General features: G+C 59.7%; 17 protein-coding genes. All 17 read right to left on the minus strand.

Annotation, left to right across the window (positions count from 1 at the left end; translation table 11 throughout):
- Positions 1–2,004 (minus strand): type IV secretory system conjugative DNA transfer family protein, encoded by a 2,004-nt coding sequence (locus tag SDENCHOL_RS13745; protein ID WP_231913055.1) that lies wholly within the window; start codon positions 2,002–2,004, stop codon positions 1–3.
- Positions 1,970–3,004, minus strand: a complete 1,035-nt coding sequence (gene virB11, locus SDENCHOL_RS13750) for a P-type DNA transfer ATPase VirB11 (protein ID WP_172955102.1) — start codon at positions 3,002–3,004, stop codon at positions 1,970–1,972. The genes SDENCHOL_RS13745 and virB11 overlap by 35 nt, the downstream gene beginning before the upstream one ends.
- Positions 3,001–4,260 carry a type IV secretion system protein VirB10 gene (gene virB10 / locus SDENCHOL_RS13755; RefSeq protein ID WP_154717488.1) on the minus strand — a complete coding sequence of 420 codons (1,260 nt, stop codon included), beginning with the start codon at positions 4,258–4,260 and terminating at the stop codon, positions 3,001–3,003. Before virB10 ends, virB11 begins: the two co-directional genes overlap by 4 nt.
- A complete protein-coding gene (virB9, locus tag SDENCHOL_RS13760; protein WP_154717489.1) occupies positions 4,260–5,075 on the minus strand; it encodes a P-type conjugative transfer protein VirB9 in 816 nt (271 codons plus the stop codon). Before virB9 ends, virB10 begins: the two co-directional genes overlap by 1 nt.
- A gap of 10 nt (positions 5,076–5,085) precedes the next feature.
- Positions 5,086–5,880: a virB8 family protein gene (locus tag SDENCHOL_RS13765; protein ID WP_154717490.1), complete on the minus strand. Its 795-nt coding sequence runs from the start codon at positions 5,878–5,880 to the stop codon at positions 5,086–5,088.
- Positions 5,877–6,293, minus strand: a complete 417-nt coding sequence (locus SDENCHOL_RS14355; RefSeq protein WP_197706986.1) for a hypothetical protein — start codon at positions 6,291–6,293, stop codon at positions 5,877–5,879. Before SDENCHOL_RS14355 ends, SDENCHOL_RS13765 begins: the two co-directional genes overlap by 4 nt.
- 142 nt (positions 6,294–6,435) lie before the next feature.
- Positions 6,436–7,479, minus strand: a complete 1,044-nt coding sequence (locus SDENCHOL_RS13775; protein ID WP_154717491.1) for a type IV secretion system protein — start codon at positions 7,477–7,479, stop codon at positions 6,436–6,438.
- 3 nt (positions 7,480–7,482) lie between these two features.
- Positions 7,483–7,722: a hypothetical protein gene (locus SDENCHOL_RS13780; RefSeq protein WP_154717492.1), complete on the minus strand. Its 240-nt coding sequence runs from the start codon at positions 7,720–7,722 to the stop codon at positions 7,483–7,485.
- A 46-nt stretch (positions 7,723–7,768) separates the two neighbouring features.
- Positions 7,769–8,449, minus strand: coding sequence for a P-type DNA transfer protein VirB5 (virB5, locus tag SDENCHOL_RS13785; RefSeq protein WP_154717493.1), 681 nt, complete (start codon positions 8,447–8,449; stop codon positions 7,769–7,771).
- Positions 8,449–10,893, minus strand: coding sequence for a VirB4 family type IV secretion/conjugal transfer ATPase (locus SDENCHOL_RS13790; protein ID WP_154717494.1), 2,445 nt, complete (start codon positions 10,891–10,893; stop codon positions 8,449–8,451). The genes virB5 and SDENCHOL_RS13790 overlap by 1 nt, the downstream gene beginning before the upstream one ends.
- On the minus strand, positions 10,894–11,364 hold the full coding sequence (locus SDENCHOL_RS13795) for a hypothetical protein (protein ID WP_154717495.1): 471 nt from the start codon (positions 11,362–11,364) through the stop codon (positions 10,894–10,896).
- 32 nt (positions 11,365–11,396) lie between these two features.
- Entirely contained in the window at positions 11,397–11,717 is a 321-nt protein-coding gene (locus SDENCHOL_RS13800; protein ID WP_154717496.1) for a type IV secretion system protein VirB3, read from the minus strand.
- A 2-nt stretch (positions 11,718–11,719) separates the two neighbouring features.
- A complete protein-coding gene (locus SDENCHOL_RS13805; protein WP_154717497.1) occupies positions 11,720–12,076 on the minus strand; it encodes a TrbC/VirB2 family protein in 357 nt (118 codons plus the stop codon).
- Entirely contained in the window at positions 12,073–12,339 is a 267-nt protein-coding gene (locus SDENCHOL_RS13810) for a hypothetical protein (RefSeq protein WP_154717498.1), read from the minus strand. The genes SDENCHOL_RS13805 and SDENCHOL_RS13810 overlap by 4 nt, the downstream gene beginning before the upstream one ends.
- Positions 12,340–12,454: 115 nt before the next feature.
- Positions 12,455–14,437, minus strand: coding sequence for a type I DNA topoisomerase (topA, locus tag SDENCHOL_RS13815; RefSeq protein WP_154717499.1), 1,983 nt, complete (start codon positions 14,435–14,437; stop codon positions 12,455–12,457).
- On the minus strand, positions 14,437–15,093 hold the full coding sequence (locus SDENCHOL_RS13820) for a lytic transglycosylase domain-containing protein (protein ID WP_154717500.1): 657 nt from the start codon (positions 15,091–15,093) through the stop codon (positions 14,437–14,439). Before SDENCHOL_RS13820 ends, topA begins: the two co-directional genes overlap by 1 nt.
- Positions 15,094–15,675, minus strand: a complete 582-nt coding sequence (locus SDENCHOL_RS13825) for a TrbM/KikA/MpfK family conjugal transfer protein (protein ID WP_154717501.1) — start codon at positions 15,673–15,675, stop codon at positions 15,094–15,096.
- Positions 15,676–15,843 lie beyond the last annotated feature (168 nt).

Raw genomic sequence — 15,843 nt, forward strand, 5'->3', positions numbered from 1 at the left:
TCACAGTTTGATGCCAGCTTGTTGGCAAAGACTGTCGGCGTAGGCGTGAAGCGCGGCTTCATCCAGTTCGCCGACTGCGGGTTTCTCGACCGCCGAGAAATCGACAGCGAAGCTCGCCAGCGACAGCTTGGCGAGGTTCGGAACGTCATCGGGCGTGACGGGCCGCTCCACCGTCACCACTTCCGTTCCGCCCTGCGCCGGTACTACGACCGTCACAGGCAGTTCGCCACCCATTTCGCGCTCATGGGCTTCGAGGTCGATCTTCGGCACAGGTGCGCCGAGTTCGCCCGCCTCGATGGCGTCATCCAGTTGCTTCTTGGTCGGCACCTTGTTGCCGAGTGCGTGCAGCCTGGCCGAAACCGCCTTGAGGCGATCAACAAAGGCCCGGTCTTTGAAATACAGAACCTTGTTGGCCAAGATTGGCGGCACGTCTTCCATCACCACCAATTCGCGGGTCTTGCCCAGGCTGGTGATTTCTTGGGGAAGCATCAGCGCCCGGCGCTGATCGGAAGCACTCTCGCTTGGCGTCTTCTTTCCGAAGATGCTCTTGCTCTTGGAAACCGAAATGCCCTTGACCGTCTGATAGCCGAGCCATTCGGAAATGTCCCGTGCGGTCTGCGTTTCCGATGCCTTCGGCGGATAGATGATTTGCAGTGCGTGGTTCGTCTGGAAGGTCTGCGCCGCGTCCTTTCCATAGACTTCGACCAACTGCGCCGGGCTTTGGATGATCGGCATCATCCGCAGCCAGTAACCCGCGATGTAGCTGATGCCCTTCGACAAGATCGGAATCTTGCCGATGGCCGTGAATTCGTCCATCAGCAGCATGCAGGTGTATTTGATGGCCTTGTTCTGGTTCGGCAGTTCGCGGGTGTTGAGGTCAATCAACTGCTGGAAAAACAGGTTCAGCAGCGGGGCCATCCGTTCGAGGTTGTCCGGCGTGACGCCCAGGTAGATCGACATGCGTTTCTTGCGCACGTCGCGCAAGTCAAAGTCGTTCGCGCTGGTGGCCGCATCGACCAGGGGGTTCATCCACAGTTCGAGGCGGGAGCGGAAACCGCCGATGATGCCGCTGCGGGTGTTCTCCGCAGCAATTGAAATGTAGGTATTCAGGCCGCGCACGCATGCGCCTGAAAGCGGATTCCCGGCCGCTGCCCGGTCGTTGATGATCTTGGCGAAGTAGGCCGAGCCATCACCATTGACCAGCGTTTCACGAAGCACCTGGCCGAGCGTGACCGGCTTGCCAGGGGTTTCCAGCAGGTACAGGCAGACGCCCAGGAACAGGCTTCGCGGCGTGGCCGTCCAAATCACATCCGTGCCCGGCTGATCGGGGAACAGCATGTTCCCGATCTTCTGCACGTCATCAATGCGGAAATTCGGGTCTTCGCTGATGTACGACAGCGGGTTATAGCGGTGCGTCCGGTAATCGACGGCGGCCGGGTTGAACAGGTAGCACTCCTGGCCATAATTGCGGCGGTAGGCGCTCGTTATGTCCCAGTTCTCTTGCTTAATGTCCAGAATGACCACGCTTTCCGGCCAATTGAGCAAGTTGGGAATCACGATGCCGACACCCTTCCCGCTTCGAGTCGGCGCGGAAATGATGGCGTGCTGCTGGCCCTCGAACATCAGGTAACGGCCGCCGAGCTTGCCAACGATGATGCCCTTCTCGCCGAACAGCCCGGCCTTGGTGATTTCGCTTTTCTTGGCAAAGCGGGCATCACCGAACAGGCTTTGTTTCGCGGGCGCGAAAAACAGCAGGGCGGGCGCAAGCAAGACAGCCAGCGAAATCCCGCTGGCGATGTAGAGCCACTTTTGAACCTGCGCATCGGCCCCGTAGTGATACCAATATTGGTACAGCGTCAGGGGCGTGGCTTCCTCAAACTTGCGGTCATACGCAAGCATGAAGATGCCACCAGCCAGGTAAGCCCAAAGCCCAACCACAAGCAGCAAGCCGCCGATGGCCAGGCCCGCTTTAGCCCATGAGTTGTCGCTTATGTTCAGGGTCATAGTAGATTTCTCGCAGCTTGCGTTGGTTATAGAACAGCACTACGTCAATCGTCGTGAATAGCCGATGCTTGATGTAGTTGGTGTCCAGGTGCGCGCCGGTGCGGCTGTCCTTGATAAGCGCGGTCAGTTGCTCGAACGACTCGAATGCGCCGTTCGCGTGCATAGTGGAAATGGAACCGGGGTGGCCGGTATTGACCGACTTGATGAACTCCCAAGCCTCATCGCCGCGCAATTCGGCCAGCAAGATGCGGTCAGGCTTCATCCGCAGGCAGGACGCCAAGGCTTGCTTGGGCGTCACCTTGGCCCCGCCCTCGTCTTCCCGCGCGTAATACAGATGAACCTTGTTGTCGTGCTGGTTCAGGAACAACTCATGCACGTCTTCAATCGTGATGAGCCGTTCTTCGGCCGGGATGCTGCGAATCAGGCTTTTGGTGATCGTGGTCTTGCCCGAGCCGGTCTTACCCACGATCAGGATGTTCCGATGCTTGCGCACGGCCAGGTCGAGAAAGTCCTTGATGCGCTTTTCGTCCTTGAGGCGCACAAGCTCATGCTCGAAGGGCTGTAGCTCGTCATCCACATCCGCGAATTCCTCGAACGCGCCTTCGGCATCCAGTTCGTCAAGCGTCTTGTCGATCATCGACGGCTTGCGAATCGTGATGGAAACCGTGTGCGGCTCGCAGGCCGGGGGGATGATGACCTGCACGCGCTCGCCGTTGGGCAGCGCGGCCGACAGAACCGGCTTGTCGTTGGAAATCGCCTTGCCGTTGTAGCTGGCAATCAGGGTTGCCAACTGGCGGCAATGGTTGAACGACAGCGCCGGGGCATCGTGACGCTTCCATCCGTCCCGCCCTTCCGTCCAGACTTCGCGCGGCCGATTTACGCAAACTTCCGTCAGCGTTTCATCGGCCAGGTACTCGCGCAGCGGCTCGATGTATTCATCGAGCATTTCGGATGACTGGCCTTCATCCTTCATGGGTGTCAGCATGATTTTTCTGGTCATGGCTTCACCTGCAAGCCATAGACGCCAGAGAAATCCAGATCGCGGGCGACCATGACCTGAATGTGATCGCCCTGGTTCTTGATGAGCGTCGGCGGGATGTTGATCGAGTTCTTCAAGGCTTCGGCCGCCATGTCCTGCGCAGAGTCCGAGGTGTTGCCCAGGTTGAATGTCTGATCGCTGCCGTTCGTGCGGCGCGTAGCCGCTGCCGCGAAGTCATCGACCAGGCTCAACATGATTGCCCCGCCGAAACGCTCCCAAAAGTGCGTATCGACCCACCCTTCAAGGCCCGAACGCCCGAGGGCATCCGTGCCCGGCGAGTTCAGGGACACCACCACACCGTTAGGCGTTTTTGCACGCGACCAGAGCACGAACAAACGCGCCTGGCCTTGCTTCAAGCCGCCTTGGTATTCACCCACCAGTTGCGAGCCACGATCAAGCAAAAGCACCTGGCCGTTGTCGCTGTAAACATCGCGCGTCAGGCGGCAGGACGTGATGCCAGGAACCGTGCTATCCAGCGCGGTTTCAAGTGCGCAATCCAGCGTGGTGCCCTTGGTAATCAGGAAATTGCGGTCGGGCAGCGAGGAAGCGGCAACGCCTTGCGTTACCGTGGGTTCCAACCGGGTAGCCAATTCGTTCGAGCGGCCTTGACCACTCAAACTACTGCCACCGGCGCTTGAAGGAATCGGCGCGGGCTGCACCGGGCCACGGCCCTGCTGGCCACCATTGCCGTTCTGCGCGCCCACCAGCAGCGTGCCGCCCATCTTGCGGTCAGACCAGTGCGGCGGTTCCTTGCCTGGCTTCTGCTGGACGGGAATCGGCGCGGCCTGCCTGATTGGCGGCACCTGGCCAGCCGGTGCGGGCGGTGCAACCGCAATCGGAGGCGGGGCCGCAGGAATGGCCAACGGCGGCAGGTTGTTGGAAACCTGCTCATCGCTTTGCTTCTTGCGCGACTTCGGTTCCTTGTCGCCATTGACTGCAACGATGAGTGCAGCGGCTGCGCCCAGGATGAACACGAAGCCGAGCATCGTCACCAGCTTGTTGCCGCCCTTGCGCCGATTCACCGAGGGCAGGCCCTCGTTCTCTTGCGCTGCACGCGCCGAGGCCGCAGCGGCGGCGGCCTCTTTTTCGCGGGCGCGAAATTCCTTCTTGCTCTGCGCTTGCATCGCTTCGGACAAGGAAGGTTCCGCGTTCATATCTGGCAGGCCGTCATCGTCCGGCGTGGCCTTGCCGCCCTTGAATTTGTCGAACATGCTCATTACTGCGCTCCCTTAATCACGCGCTCCACATCGGGGGAAACAGTCCCGGTGATGTTGTCGATACCGCCGTCAAGGTCGAACGACTTATTCACCACAGAGGCCACGGCGCTGCCCTTGCGCAGCATCAGATGGCGCACCATGCGTTGAATCACGATGGTGTTGCCGTCGATGACGTTGGTGTTAATCAGCGCCTCGTTACCTTGCTCATCAACCGAATACACGGCAGGCATATCCCGGTTGTTGGTGAAGGTCAGGTAGATGAATCGCCCATCGTCACGCGCAGCGGTCGGGCTGACTTCGGCCGAGCCAGCCACCCAATAATCGAAGTTCTGGCCCGCCTTGGTGGCGTCCGACAGCTTCCCCTTGATTTCGCCTTGCTTGGCTGCTGCCGCAGCCTTCGCCGCTTCTTCTTCGGGGTAGCGGAATGCCAGGGAGAAAATCAGGTTCGGGTCGGCCCAGGCCGTCGAATCCTTCACCTGGCGCGGCTGCACGACCAGGGCGAATTGATAGATGCGCTTGTCCGTCACGACCGTGACGTTCGTATCCGCCTTTTCGGCCTGCGGCTTGATGAACAGGTTGCTTCCGCGTGGAATCACCTTCCAAGCCTGATCGTCGCCCACCGCCACATCGCGGATGGTTTCGGAGGGCGAGAACTGAATGTGCGTGGATACGCCGTAGAACGTGGGCAGCTTGACCACGTTCAACGGGTTGTAATCCACGATGCGGACGCGCGGGTCATAGTCGCCTTTAGGTGGCGTGATTTCCGCCAGGGCCAGGGCAGGCAGCAAGAGGCCAAGCAAAATGATGCGTTTCATGGCGGCCCCCTTACTGCTGAATCGCCGGGACGGCGGGCCGGGATTCCGTGGTCGGGAAAACCGTCACGGAAGGCGCGGGAGCCGAGGCCACGGGCGCGACGGCTGCAACCGGGGTTGCGGCCGGGGCCAGCGCGTCAGGGTCATTCCGGTACTCAACCACTTGGAAGCCAAGCGGGTTGATGCCCCGGTCTTTTTCGGCCATCGGTGCCTTGGTGTAGCGGAACGTCACCGTAGCTGCCCAATGCGTGATGATCGGCTTATCAAGCCCGCGCTCGATCTCCTTGGTGTAGCGCACCAGGGCCACCGTGGGATTGATGAAAGACGTGCTCTTGATGCCGATCTTGACCTTGGCGTAATCGCCATAGACGGCCAGCGGTGAAAGCGGGTTCTTCGGGTTGAAGAACTGGAAATACTTCTGCTGCTCTGTCGTGCTCGACATGAGGCCGACGTTGTAGTAGTAGTCTTCGGCCAAATCCTTGGAGTAGCCTTCGCGGTAGCGGACATACCACTGCACGAAGTATTTATTCATGGCCTCGTCGTAGTTGGTCTTGCCGTCCGTCAGGGCCTCGACCACATCGACAATCCCCGTGGAGTTATCCACGCGGATGACATACGGCTCCACCGTCTTGAGCGGCATCATGGCCGACACGGCGAATACCGAGGCAATCGCCGTGACACCCGAGCCGATGGCCACCCACCAGGCGGCCTTTCTCGACTTCTCGATTTCCCGCACCTTGTCCGTTTCCCAGGTGCGGGCTTCCTTCAAGTAGTTCTCGAAGTCCTGTTTCTCGACCTTCTTGCTCATTCGATTCCCCTTTGATTGCCGTCCGATTCCACCGGCGCGCGGAACCGGATGAAGACTTGATTGCCGCCTTGGTGCCGCGTGGTGTTCCACACCACATCGGCCACCCCGCCGCCCTGCGCACCGATGGCGCGCAAGGCGTCTTCAAGGCGAACCCCTTGCAGGTTCAGGCGCACGGGCAAAGGCGTGGCTTGCCCGAGCGTGGGCATGACGTTCAGTTGAGGGGCCACCGTTTTGAGTGCTGGCAGCACTCCAACAATGTCCCCCTCATAGGCGAAATTGAAAACGTCCAGCCTGGCCGGGGCCGCTGGAATGTTGATCGGCCGGTACTCACCTTCGGGCAGCGGCGGTTTCGGGGGAGAGCCTGCGCATCCCGCCAGTAGGCAAGCTGCGACGACTCCAAGCATGTAGCGCATAGAAAAACTCCTAGTCTCGAAAACGGTCAAGTCACGCCGTCAATATAACATACATTGCAGGCGCAACACATATCATTTTGCGGATTCAAGGCGAATAAAAAAGGCGGTTTCGCGTCCGCGAAAAACCGCCTTTTTTTGGCCTCTAACCGCGTGCTACGCGATTGCGTGTTCCTCCGGTGATCTTCCGATAGACCGCCATCGGTGCGCCTGCCGCCGTCTTCGCCGCATTGCCAGCAATGCGAACATCAGAGCGTGCCCGGTTGTAAGACCGGCGCAGGTTCGTCGGACGCATGGCCGCCATGCCGCCGCGCGTCTTGCCGTAAGCCCAACTGACCGCGCCCAGGGTGCCGAGGGCCACGCCACCGCCGAGCGCCGAGGCCATCGCGGGCATTTGCACCAGGGCCAGCGCGCCGATGATCGAAAACACGATGGCGGGCAGAGCTTGGTTCAGGGACGGATCGGCCAGCACCGCGCCGGAAGCATCCGACAGGTACTTTTCCAAAATCGTCATGATGAGCTTGATCGTCGCGGCCGAGAGCATCACCAAGAACACATAGTTCAGCACCTGGCCAATCCAGGCGTCGAAGAACCGTTTGGTCGGCTCGAAGATTGTCAGCAGGATGAAGATCGGGCCAACGCCCAGGGCAACAGCCAAACCCATTTTGGCCAGGGCCAGCAGAAAGGCACCGTAGCCCGTGGCAACGACCGCAACGGCCCAAATTGCCCAGGCCATAATCAACAGACCCATATCGGGGATGCCGAACGTGTTTTTGTTCGCCATCGACTTCTGATAGTAGGCATCGCCGAAGTCGTACATCTTCGACATGAGCGTATCAAGGTAGGCGGCATTGCTGGTGCCGCTGTCACCGCCGACATACGAAGCCAGGGAATCCGGCGCATTCCACAGCCAATCAGCCAGAAAGCCGTTGTAAAGCCCTAATTGCAGGGCCACCCCCACGATGAGGGCCAGGCGGACAATCCGCCCTACCCCATCCGTGATCGGCTCCGAAATCACTCCCCGCATCATCGACCAACCCCACAGCATCACATAAATCGTGACAAGGGTTGTGGCCACCGGCGTGATCGCGCCGATAACGCTACTGGCGGTGTCGCTTACGTAGCTGGTCAGCGCATTGCTCAGTTCGGTGAACATGCGCGAGTAAAACCCGAAGTTACTTGCGGCCATGAATCACCATCCTTTAGGCATCTCGCCCTTGGTTGAATCGGCGCTTACCGCCGTTGCAACCTTGGCGCACGTTTCGTTGTGCGACTTCCCGGCGCAATACTTCATCAGGAATTCGCTGCCTTTGATCGGGTTGCCGTCCGCATCAACCGGGTGATGAGGGTCTTCGACATGCGGAACCCCATCACTGCACGCGCTCAAAAGCACCGCTGCCACCAAAACCACCAGACCAAAACCCTTGTTCATCGCAATCTCCTAAGAGCGGGTGCCCCCGCAGGGGCACCGCATTGAATTACCACCCCGAAGGCATGGCTCCCTTCGACGACTTCATGGCGATTTCATTGACTTGCTGGTTATGCAAATCCTTCTGCGCCGAAGCCAGTTGGGCGAGCATTTGCAGCTTGTTCGCCTCGTTTGCCATCATGACCTGTTCGGCCTGGATGCGGCCTTGCAGGTCGGCAATGTCTTTGGCGTCCGGTGCTGCATTCACCTTGTCCAAGAGCACCTGAATGTCTTGGAAACGCTTGCTGGCCGTCTTATAGGCTTCTTCGGCCCCTGCCCGATTCAGCGCGGCCTGCTTCGCAACCTGCTCGAACGCCTTGGCAGCATCGCTGCTGGCATCCAAGCTGGTCGAGGCAATCTCGAACTTCTTCGCCGCGTTGCGAATCGCTTCCCACTGACCTACGCCATTGCTCAGGATTTCTTGGTACTCGTCGGGCAGGTATTTCCGGGAGAGCGGGTTATTCACCAGATCGCCCATGTTGCGGATGCCGTTCAGGTTGTTGTATGCCTTCTGCATTTCCTGAATCTGCTCGACCATCTGCTGATACTGCTCTGCCCACGCCACCACTTGCTGGATGGCTTGGGCCAGGTTCGCCGCGTCAATCACGGGAATACCGGCGTGCGCCGGATTCCCGGCCGCGAGGCCCAAGGCCAGGGCGATTGCCCCGAAAAACTTCTTCAACACTTTCATCAGAATGCTCCTTTACGAATGCGATGGAATTCAGGCAACCAAACTGCCGGGTCTTCGCCCAACTCCGCAACCAGCTTTTCAGCCAGTGATGACGTGGCCGTGTTGCCTGAAAGGACAGCCAATTCATCGTCAAAACCGCGTAGGTTGAGTTCCGCAACCACGCTGTTTTGTCCCTGCTTGATGAGGAACTGGCGCGACTTCTCGCCGAGTTCCTTGACGATCTGAAATTCCCGCTCCGTCAGCTTGAAACCATTGACGTAATCGTCATAGTCCGCTTCCGGGTTCGGCAGGAAAATCTTGGTGGCCGTCTGCCCGATGATTGCGTAGGCAATCGGCGACTTGAGAACCTGTTTCGGCGACTGCGTGAACATCACCAAAAAGCCGTCCTGCTTCCGAATCGTCACCAGCTTGTTTTGCGCCAGGTCTTCAAAGGCCGGGTCATCCAGCAGCTTCCAGAATTCATCCAAGAAGATCGGGATGCGGCGGCCGTCGATCAGGCTTTCAATCCGGTGGAACAGATACATGATGGTCGGCGTGCGCGTGGCGTCGTTGTCCAGAAACTCCGTCACGTCGAAACCCACCATCGTGCAGTTGTCCAGCCGAAGCGTGTCTTCGGCGTTGTCGAACAGCCAGCCAAGCGGCCCGCTGCCGCACCACTTCGAGAGTCGCACATGCAGGCCGTTTTCGTCCGTGGGGTCGAGGAATTCCAGCACCGAGCGCAAGCGGCGCTTGGACTTCGAGGCCGACATGACGCCTTGGATGGCATCGCTGATTTCACGCTCCTGGCGGGGCGTGATCGGCAATGCCTCATGCTTCACAAGCTGCTTGACCAGCTTTTCCAAGAACGTCATGTTGTTGGGCGTCGGTTCCATTTGGAACGGGTTGAAGCCAGACGGCAGGCCGTTCTTGAGCGGGTAATACCGCCCGCCCATCGCTCGCACGCCCACTGCCGCGCCCAAGTCCTTGTCAAACAGAACGCACGACAGCACCTTGCCCTTGTCGGGCTGGCTGAACTTCTGCGTTTGGGCCAGCAGAGCCATTTCCAACACGGTCTTACCCGTCCCCGACTTGCCAATCACCACGGTGTTGGCCAAGTCCTTGTGGTTCGGGTCGAGCTTGGCCGCCTTCTTGGCGTCCGCGCCCTGTTCGCCCTTGTGGAAATTGAAGTAATACGGTGCGCCGGAAGTCGTCTTGAACATCATCACGGCGTCACCCCATTGATTTCCGCGAATGCGGCCAATGGGGTAGTTGTGGAAGCTACTGAACCCCGCGAAATTGCGGCTGGTAATGTCGCCAGCGCGCACCCGGTAATCGAAGTTCCCAGGCAGTTGCGCATAGAAGGCCCCGGCAATGCCGGAGTCTTCACGCGCCCACTTCATGCCTGCTTCGGACAGCGCCGCGCCTGCATCGCTGATGTGTTCGTTCAGGGCCTTTTGATCGAAGGCCCGCACAAACACGCTCAGATGGTGCGTGCCCATCACGAAGCGGTTGGAGGTCAAATCGTCCAGGGCATCGTCAATGTCTTCGACCTGGCTCACCGCCACGTCACCGGCATTGACCATGCGGGCCTGTTGCCGCTTCATGCGGCCCACGGCCACCGGCTTGGACAGGAAGGTGAAGGATTGCGTCACGACCAACTCGAAGGGCATTCCGAGTAGGTCATTCAGGATGCCGGGGCACGTCATCGCCGGGTATTCCTGAATCGTCAGCATGCCGCCGTATTGCGTGGCCGTAGGCCCCTTGAGGGACAGCAGCCCACCCTTACCGAAGAACGGCCGCGAGGTGGTCAGAATGTCGCGGATTTCGGCGCGCGGCAGCGGGAAGCGCCGCCACTCGCCGTTAATCAGGAAGGCCAGGAATTCCAGAACTTCGGAGAACATCAGGCCGTTGTGTTCGTAGCAGCCGAGCAAATCCGGCTCGTAGCGGTCGAGCGCGGCCAGGGCCGTGTTCGTCACTTCGTCCAGGGCTTCCAGTTCGTCAAGCTGCTTTTCCTGCAACTCCTTCGGGTCTTTCGTCCCGAAGAAGTCGAACAGCTTGGCGGCCTTCATCGGGGCCGGGCGGTAGATCAAGGTCACATACAACTCATTGACCAGCATCTTCTCGCCCGCCATGTGCTCGCGGTACTTCTCGTTGAACTCATGGCAGAAACCGGGCTGGAACTCGCCGCCCGGATATTCGCCATACTCGCGCCGCACGATGTGCGACCACACCGCTACATGGGGCGATGCGATGTTGCGCATGAAGCCGTTTAGCTGGTCGTGCCAGGAATTGATGTCCCGCACGTCCGCGCTTTCGTGCGCAGCGCCTTGCATCCGAATAACTTGAATGTAGTCGCCGCTGGCCAGCTTCACCGCGTTGCGGGTGACGTGGCTCGAATAGGGAATGAATGCGGCCGAAATTTCTTCGGTCTTCAATGCGTCGGCGTATTTGAATGCTGCGCCCATTTATTGCTCTCCTTCGGTTCTTGGAAGCGTGAAGCCGATAACTTCCAATTGCCCATAACGGCGGATGTTTTTCAGCAGGCGCACGCGCCGTTGAAACTCGCGCTCGAACACGTCGGGGATGCCGAACATGCGCGGGGCGAAGACAAGGCAGGCCGCCGCGATCATTGCGCCCGATGCACTCAGGTAGATCGCCGCCGCCCGGATGGCTTGGGCGATTTCCTCGCCGCTTTGCCCTTGAATGGCCTGCTGGAACTGCGGGGCGAACATCGCCACCATCAGCACCGCCAGGCCACCGACCGAACCAAGCAACCGGATATAGAAGGTCAGGAACCTTACTGTTCCGGTTACTTGGGAAAAAAGAAACGCGCCCCAGGTGCGCGCGTCCCTTTTCGCCTCTTTCCGCAGACGCAAGTTTTCAGCGTCGGTCAGTTCGCCGCACTTCTCGCCGTCCAGGTAAATGTGATAGTCCATAGCTGTCCTCGCTGTTTTCGCGTCCGCGAAAATCACTTAGTCCATTTCTTGGTCGGAAGCGGCGAAAAGCTCGCCGCTCCCCAAAACCGCGTGTTACGGCAGCGCCCGAGCGTCTTCATCCACATGAAGATGGAATAGAAGACACCGGGGTCATTGGCGCTGACGAGGTACAGGACACCGTGAATCGGCACGGCCAGCAGCAGATAGAGCGGGTTGCCGACTGCCAGAAATATCAGCGTCGTGGCCATGAACTCGACCACGAACGCGATATACGGGATGCCCCACATGGTTGCGGGGCGCGTCAAGCCGACAAACAGCGGGTCGGTGTAAACGTCTTGTGCGCCCTGTTCCATGATTAAGACGCAGCCGAAATGACGTAATCAACGATGGCCGCCGCGCCGAAGATCAGCACGATGCCGATGATGATCTTGATGGCCCAATCCCACGACAGCTTGCCCGCGATGGCCGCGATGCCGCACGCAATCACCGCGATGATCGCCAGCGTGCGGGTCAGGCCGCCCGTGAAGATTTCCAGCACCTTGTCGGCTGCGCCGTCCCAGGGCGCGGCCATTGCCACTTCGGGCATGACCGCGACGAAGGCCAGGGCCAGCAGCATGAGGAAACCGGCCGCCTTCTTGTCGGCGTCCATCTTTGCGATCTTGTTGGCGGCAATGGCCGCCTTCGCGTTCATGTAAAGGGTCGTGATATTCATTTGCTTGAGTTCTCCAACTGATAAAGCGAAAGGCTGATGGACGGCGGGATGCCGTAGTTCTCTCGAATGTGGCGTGCCAGCCTGTCTAAGCTCGCCCATTCACGGATGGTTTTGCGTGTGGTCAATAAATTCCAATCTCCTTCTTTCCAAGTCAGATTCACGATGATTTGGTATTTGCCGGAATCGTTCTGAACGATGTTCAGCCGCTTGACGGCCTTGTTCAGCATGAAGTCCTGCAATTCCGCTTCGCTCAAGGTATTCATAAGGGAATTTCCCAGGTCACACCTCCGCGTTTACTGGATGACAACGGCCTTAGTCTATCACAAAACATGTTATTTTGAAGTCGCAATTTATGGTATTTCGCCAAGTCGCGGAACGTCACTTCGCCTTGTCGAAATCCGGCTTTCCGTTCTTGTTTTCGTAGGTGGCCTTGCAGCCTTCCTTGAAGCCGGAACAACCCCAAAAGTCATAGCCGCCCTTGCCGGGCTTGGTGCGATGAATCAGGGGCTTGCCGCATTTCGCGCACGCGAAAGCCGAGACTTCCTGCGGCTTCCGTTGTCCCGGTTTGCCGCCTTCGTCCGGCAACGTCACAGAACAATCGGGATGCCCTGAACATCCCCAGAAGTGCCCGCTTTTCCCCTTGATGCGCCGCAACGGCTTGCCGCACTCGGGGCAGGGGTGTTTCGGGGTGGCCGAAACTTCCATCGTTGCAAGCTCACGCTGCAACTGCTCATGCACCTTCCTGATGACACCCCGGTAGGCCGCCTGGCCCTGCGCAATGCGGTCAAGGTCTTCTTCCACTTCGCGGGTAAAGCCCAGGTCGATGAAGCCGAACTTCCCGACCAGGGCATCCACCACCAATTCGCCGGTAGGCGTGGGCACGAGGTATTTCTTCTCGACGCGGACATAGGCCCGCGAAACGATGTTGTCCATGATGGCCGCGTAGGTCGCGGGCCTGCCGATGCCTTCGCTCTCCAACTTCTTCACCAAGGTGGCCTCGGTGAAGCGCGGCGGCGGCTTCGTCTTCTTTTCCAGCAGCTTGCCGTGCGCCACATCGAGGCGCTGGCCAGCTTCGAGAAGCGGAACCGGGTTGGCGGGCTCCTTGGCGTCCTCGCCTTCGTCTTCGGTCTGGTCGCCCGCTACCAGCTTGAGCCAGCCGGAATACGTCAGCGTTCGGCCTTTGGCCTCGAACTCGACGTTCTTCCCATCGACCGGCTGCGCGCCTTGCAGGCGCACCGTCCGCACGGCATAGCGCGCGTCCGCAAGCTGGCAGGCAATCGCACGAAGCCGAATCAGTTTGTAGAGCGCCCGCTGTTGTTCGGTTTCGCCCGCTTCTTCCACGTCCCAATGCGTCGGCGTGATGGCCGGGTGTCCCACTTGCGCGCCTTCCGGCGCTTTGAACTTCCGGGGTGATTCGGCCATGTCCAGACCGAGCTTGACCGCCACCGCGTATATGTCGCCCAGGGAGTCATCCGACACGTTCGGGTTGTCCGTGCGGTGATAGGTGATGTGGCCCTGCTCGTAGAGCTTCTGCGCGGCTTCCATCGCGGCCTTGGGGTTCAGCCCAAGGGCCACGCTGGCGGCCTGCTGCATGGTCGAAGTCGTGAAAGGCGGCGGCGGGCTGCGCTTCGCTTCGCCTTCGTTGAACGACTTGACCACCACCGCGCCCACTTGGGCCACGGCCGCAGCAAAAGCCCTGTCCATGAAATACGGGTTGTCATCCGTCACGAAGTCGGGCTTCGTGAGCCATTCGGCCGACCACTCACTTTCGGTTTTCGCGTCCGCGAAAAACAGCATGGCCCCAAAATGGTTCGTGACCTTGAAAGCACGAATCTGCCGTTCGCGCTCGACCACCAGGCGCACGGCCGGGCTTTGCACCCGGCCTGCTGAAAGGCGTTCGCCGCTTTGGCGGCTCAGTTCCGGGCTGACCATGTAGCCCACCAGCCGGTCAAGCACGCGCCGCGCTTCCTGCGCCGCCACCCGCTGCACGTCAATCGACCTTGGTTGCAGCAAGGCCGTCTTCACAGCATTGGCCGTGATTTCGTTGAACGTGACGCGCTGCGGGTTCGAGAGCTTCAAGCACTGCTGCAAGTGCCAGCTAATGCTTTCGCCTTCCCTGTCCGGGTCGGTGGCCAGATACACGGTGTCCGCGTTCTTGACCAGGCCCTTGAGCCTGGCCACCACGTCAGAGCCGCGTTCGGTCAGTTCATAGGTCGGTTTGAAATCGGGCGCTTCCACGCCCATTTCCTTATGCGGCAGGTCGCGCACATGCCCGACACTGGCCGCGATCTTCCAGCCGTCGCCCAGGATGGCCGATAGCTTCGCTATCTTGCCGGGCGACTCAATAATCATGAGTTTCATCAATACACCATCACGCTTTGGGTTGAACCGCCGCCATACACGCTTGCGCCGTCGCCTTCGGCCGCCTGCTGGCCTTCGGCTTGCAGCCTCACCGGCGCGTCCGGTGCGGCCTGCGTCTGGCGCGGCTTGACCGCGGGCTTTGGGGCCGCCTTGGGCGCTTTCGCGCCCAAGAGCGGAATGGGTGCCACCACCGGCACCGCTGACGCGGCACCGGCGTTATTCACCACCTTCTGCACATACCCGTTGGAGAACCCGCGCGTGAAAGAGCCGGTGTTGTAGGCCGACAGCGCTGCATGGAGCGCTGCTTGTTCGCCCTGCACCTTGCGACTGGCCGCTTGATAGTTCCAGTGGAGAATCGTTGCGGCCGCCGCAATGTTCTTGCAGGCGTCAAAGGCGTCTTCGACCGTCAGGCCGGTCTTGCGCAGGTTGGTCGAATTGACTTGGCCAAGGCCCATGTCAATGTTGTAGCCGTTGGCAATCAGCCATTCGGCTGTTGCAACGGCTTCGGCCTTGTTCTCGGGCTGGCGGGCCAGTCTCGCACCACCATTGACGCCAATCGCCAAGGGCCGGAATGCGGATTCCGTCCTGACTATTGCCGCCATCGTTTCGTGCGCCACCCACGGGGCGCACTCTTGGGCCAGTGCGATGAAGTCCATTCAGGCACCCCCGCCGTACATTCCCTGGCGTCGGCGTTCTTCGTCCTCGCGCCTGATGCGCTCGTTGTATTCCGCCACGGCTTGGTCGTACTTGTCCGCCTCGACCCAATAGCCACCGCGCTCGGGGATGCCGACATAGCGGGGCTTGGTGTCCTTCAAGTCGGTGTAAGCGTGGTTCGTGTAGGCCGCGCAGTAGCTCGGCATGCTGTTGGCGATATACACATAGTCGTTATCGCCGCCGCCCCAACTGCGCAGCGTGGCGTTCAGGGAACTGGCATCGCAGCGGCCTGCGCCTTGCGACATGGCCGCCACCAGGGCCGACATTTCCGGCGTCTGGTTGGCCACGGGGCACAGATCGAGGAAGTTCCGGCGCTTTTTGATCGTGTCGGACAGCTTCTTGGCTGTGATGCTGAAGTACCGATGCAGGGACGGCTGGCATTCGTGTGGCGGTTTGCCGGTGGCCAGGCATAGGATGGCTTCGCAAGCGAGCCGGGTATCACCTTCCAGAACCTCTTGGGCCATCGCCGGGGCCGTCATTGCGGCTCCAAGTGCGGCAGTCAGGACGAGCCTTCGCAGTTTCATTTCGCTATCTCCTTCACATGCTGATTGACTGATTGAGAGGGTTACAAACTCTGACAGTTTGCGGGAGCAATATATCACATCTTGCGGCTTCGACTAACAAAATATCGGTGATGCAGTTTTGTGCAAAACGGCGCTGAAATTCAGGGGTTCTTGAGAGGATGAAGGCAT

The organism is Sterolibacterium denitrificans, assembly GCF_900174485.1.
In the GTDB taxonomy this organism is placed as follows: Bacteria; Pseudomonadota; Gammaproteobacteria; order Burkholderiales; family Rhodocyclaceae; genus Sterolibacterium; species Sterolibacterium denitrificans.

What these genes read in the sequence shown, in the direction of transcription:
- SDENCHOL_RS13745 (WP_231913055.1), bottom strand. Translation starts at nt 2,004, where the DNA reads ATGACCCTGAACATAAGCGACAACTCATGGGCTAAAGCGGGCCTGGCC.
- virB11 (WP_172955102.1), bottom strand. Translation starts at nt 3,004, where the DNA reads ATGACCAGAAAAATCATGCTGACACCCATGAAGGATGAAGGCCAGTCA.
- virB10 (WP_154717488.1), bottom strand. Translation starts at nt 4,260, where the DNA reads ATGAGCATGTTCGACAAATTCAAGGGCGGCAAGGCCACGCCGGACGAT.
- virB9 (WP_154717489.1), bottom strand. Translation starts at nt 5,075, where the DNA reads ATGAAACGCATCATTTTGCTTGGCCTCTTGCTGCCTGCCCTGGCCCTG.
- SDENCHOL_RS13765 (WP_154717490.1), bottom strand. Translation starts at nt 5,880, where the DNA reads ATGAGCAAGAAGGTCGAGAAACAGGACTTCGAGAACTACTTGAAGGAA.
- SDENCHOL_RS14355 (WP_197706986.1), bottom strand. Translation starts at nt 6,293, where the DNA reads ATGCGCTACATGCTTGGAGTCGTCGCAGCTTGCCTACTGGCGGGATGC.
- SDENCHOL_RS13775 (WP_154717491.1), bottom strand. Translation starts at nt 7,479, where the DNA reads ATGGCCGCAAGTAACTTCGGGTTTTACTCGCGCATGTTCACCGAACTG.
- SDENCHOL_RS13780 (WP_154717492.1), bottom strand. Translation starts at nt 7,722, where the DNA reads ATGAACAAGGGTTTTGGTCTGGTGGTTTTGGTGGCAGCGGTGCTTTTG.
- virB5 (WP_154717493.1), bottom strand. Translation starts at nt 8,449, where the DNA reads ATGAAAGTGTTGAAGAAGTTTTTCGGGGCAATCGCCCTGGCCTTGGGC.
- SDENCHOL_RS13790 (WP_154717494.1), bottom strand. Translation starts at nt 10,893, where the DNA reads ATGGGCGCAGCATTCAAATACGCCGACGCATTGAAGACCGAAGAAATT.
- SDENCHOL_RS13795 (WP_154717495.1), bottom strand. Translation starts at nt 11,364, where the DNA reads ATGGACTATCACATTTACCTGGACGGCGAGAAGTGCGGCGAACTGACC.
- SDENCHOL_RS13800 (WP_154717496.1), bottom strand. Translation starts at nt 11,717, where the DNA reads ATGGAACAGGGCGCACAAGACGTTTACACCGACCCGCTGTTTGTCGGC.
- SDENCHOL_RS13805 (WP_154717497.1), bottom strand. Translation starts at nt 12,076, where the DNA reads ATGAATATCACGACCCTTTACATGAACGCGAAGGCGGCCATTGCCGCC.
- SDENCHOL_RS13810 (WP_154717498.1), bottom strand. Translation starts at nt 12,339, where the DNA reads ATGAATACCTTGAGCGAAGCGGAATTGCAGGACTTCATGCTGAACAAG.
- topA (WP_154717499.1), bottom strand. Translation starts at nt 14,437, where the DNA reads ATGAAACTCATGATTATTGAGTCGCCCGGCAAGATAGCGAAGCTATCG.
- SDENCHOL_RS13820 (WP_154717500.1), bottom strand. Translation starts at nt 15,093, where the DNA reads ATGGACTTCATCGCACTGGCCCAAGAGTGCGCCCCGTGGGTGGCGCAC.
- SDENCHOL_RS13825 (WP_154717501.1), bottom strand. Translation starts at nt 15,675, where the DNA reads ATGAAACTGCGAAGGCTCGTCCTGACTGCCGCACTTGGAGCCGCAATG.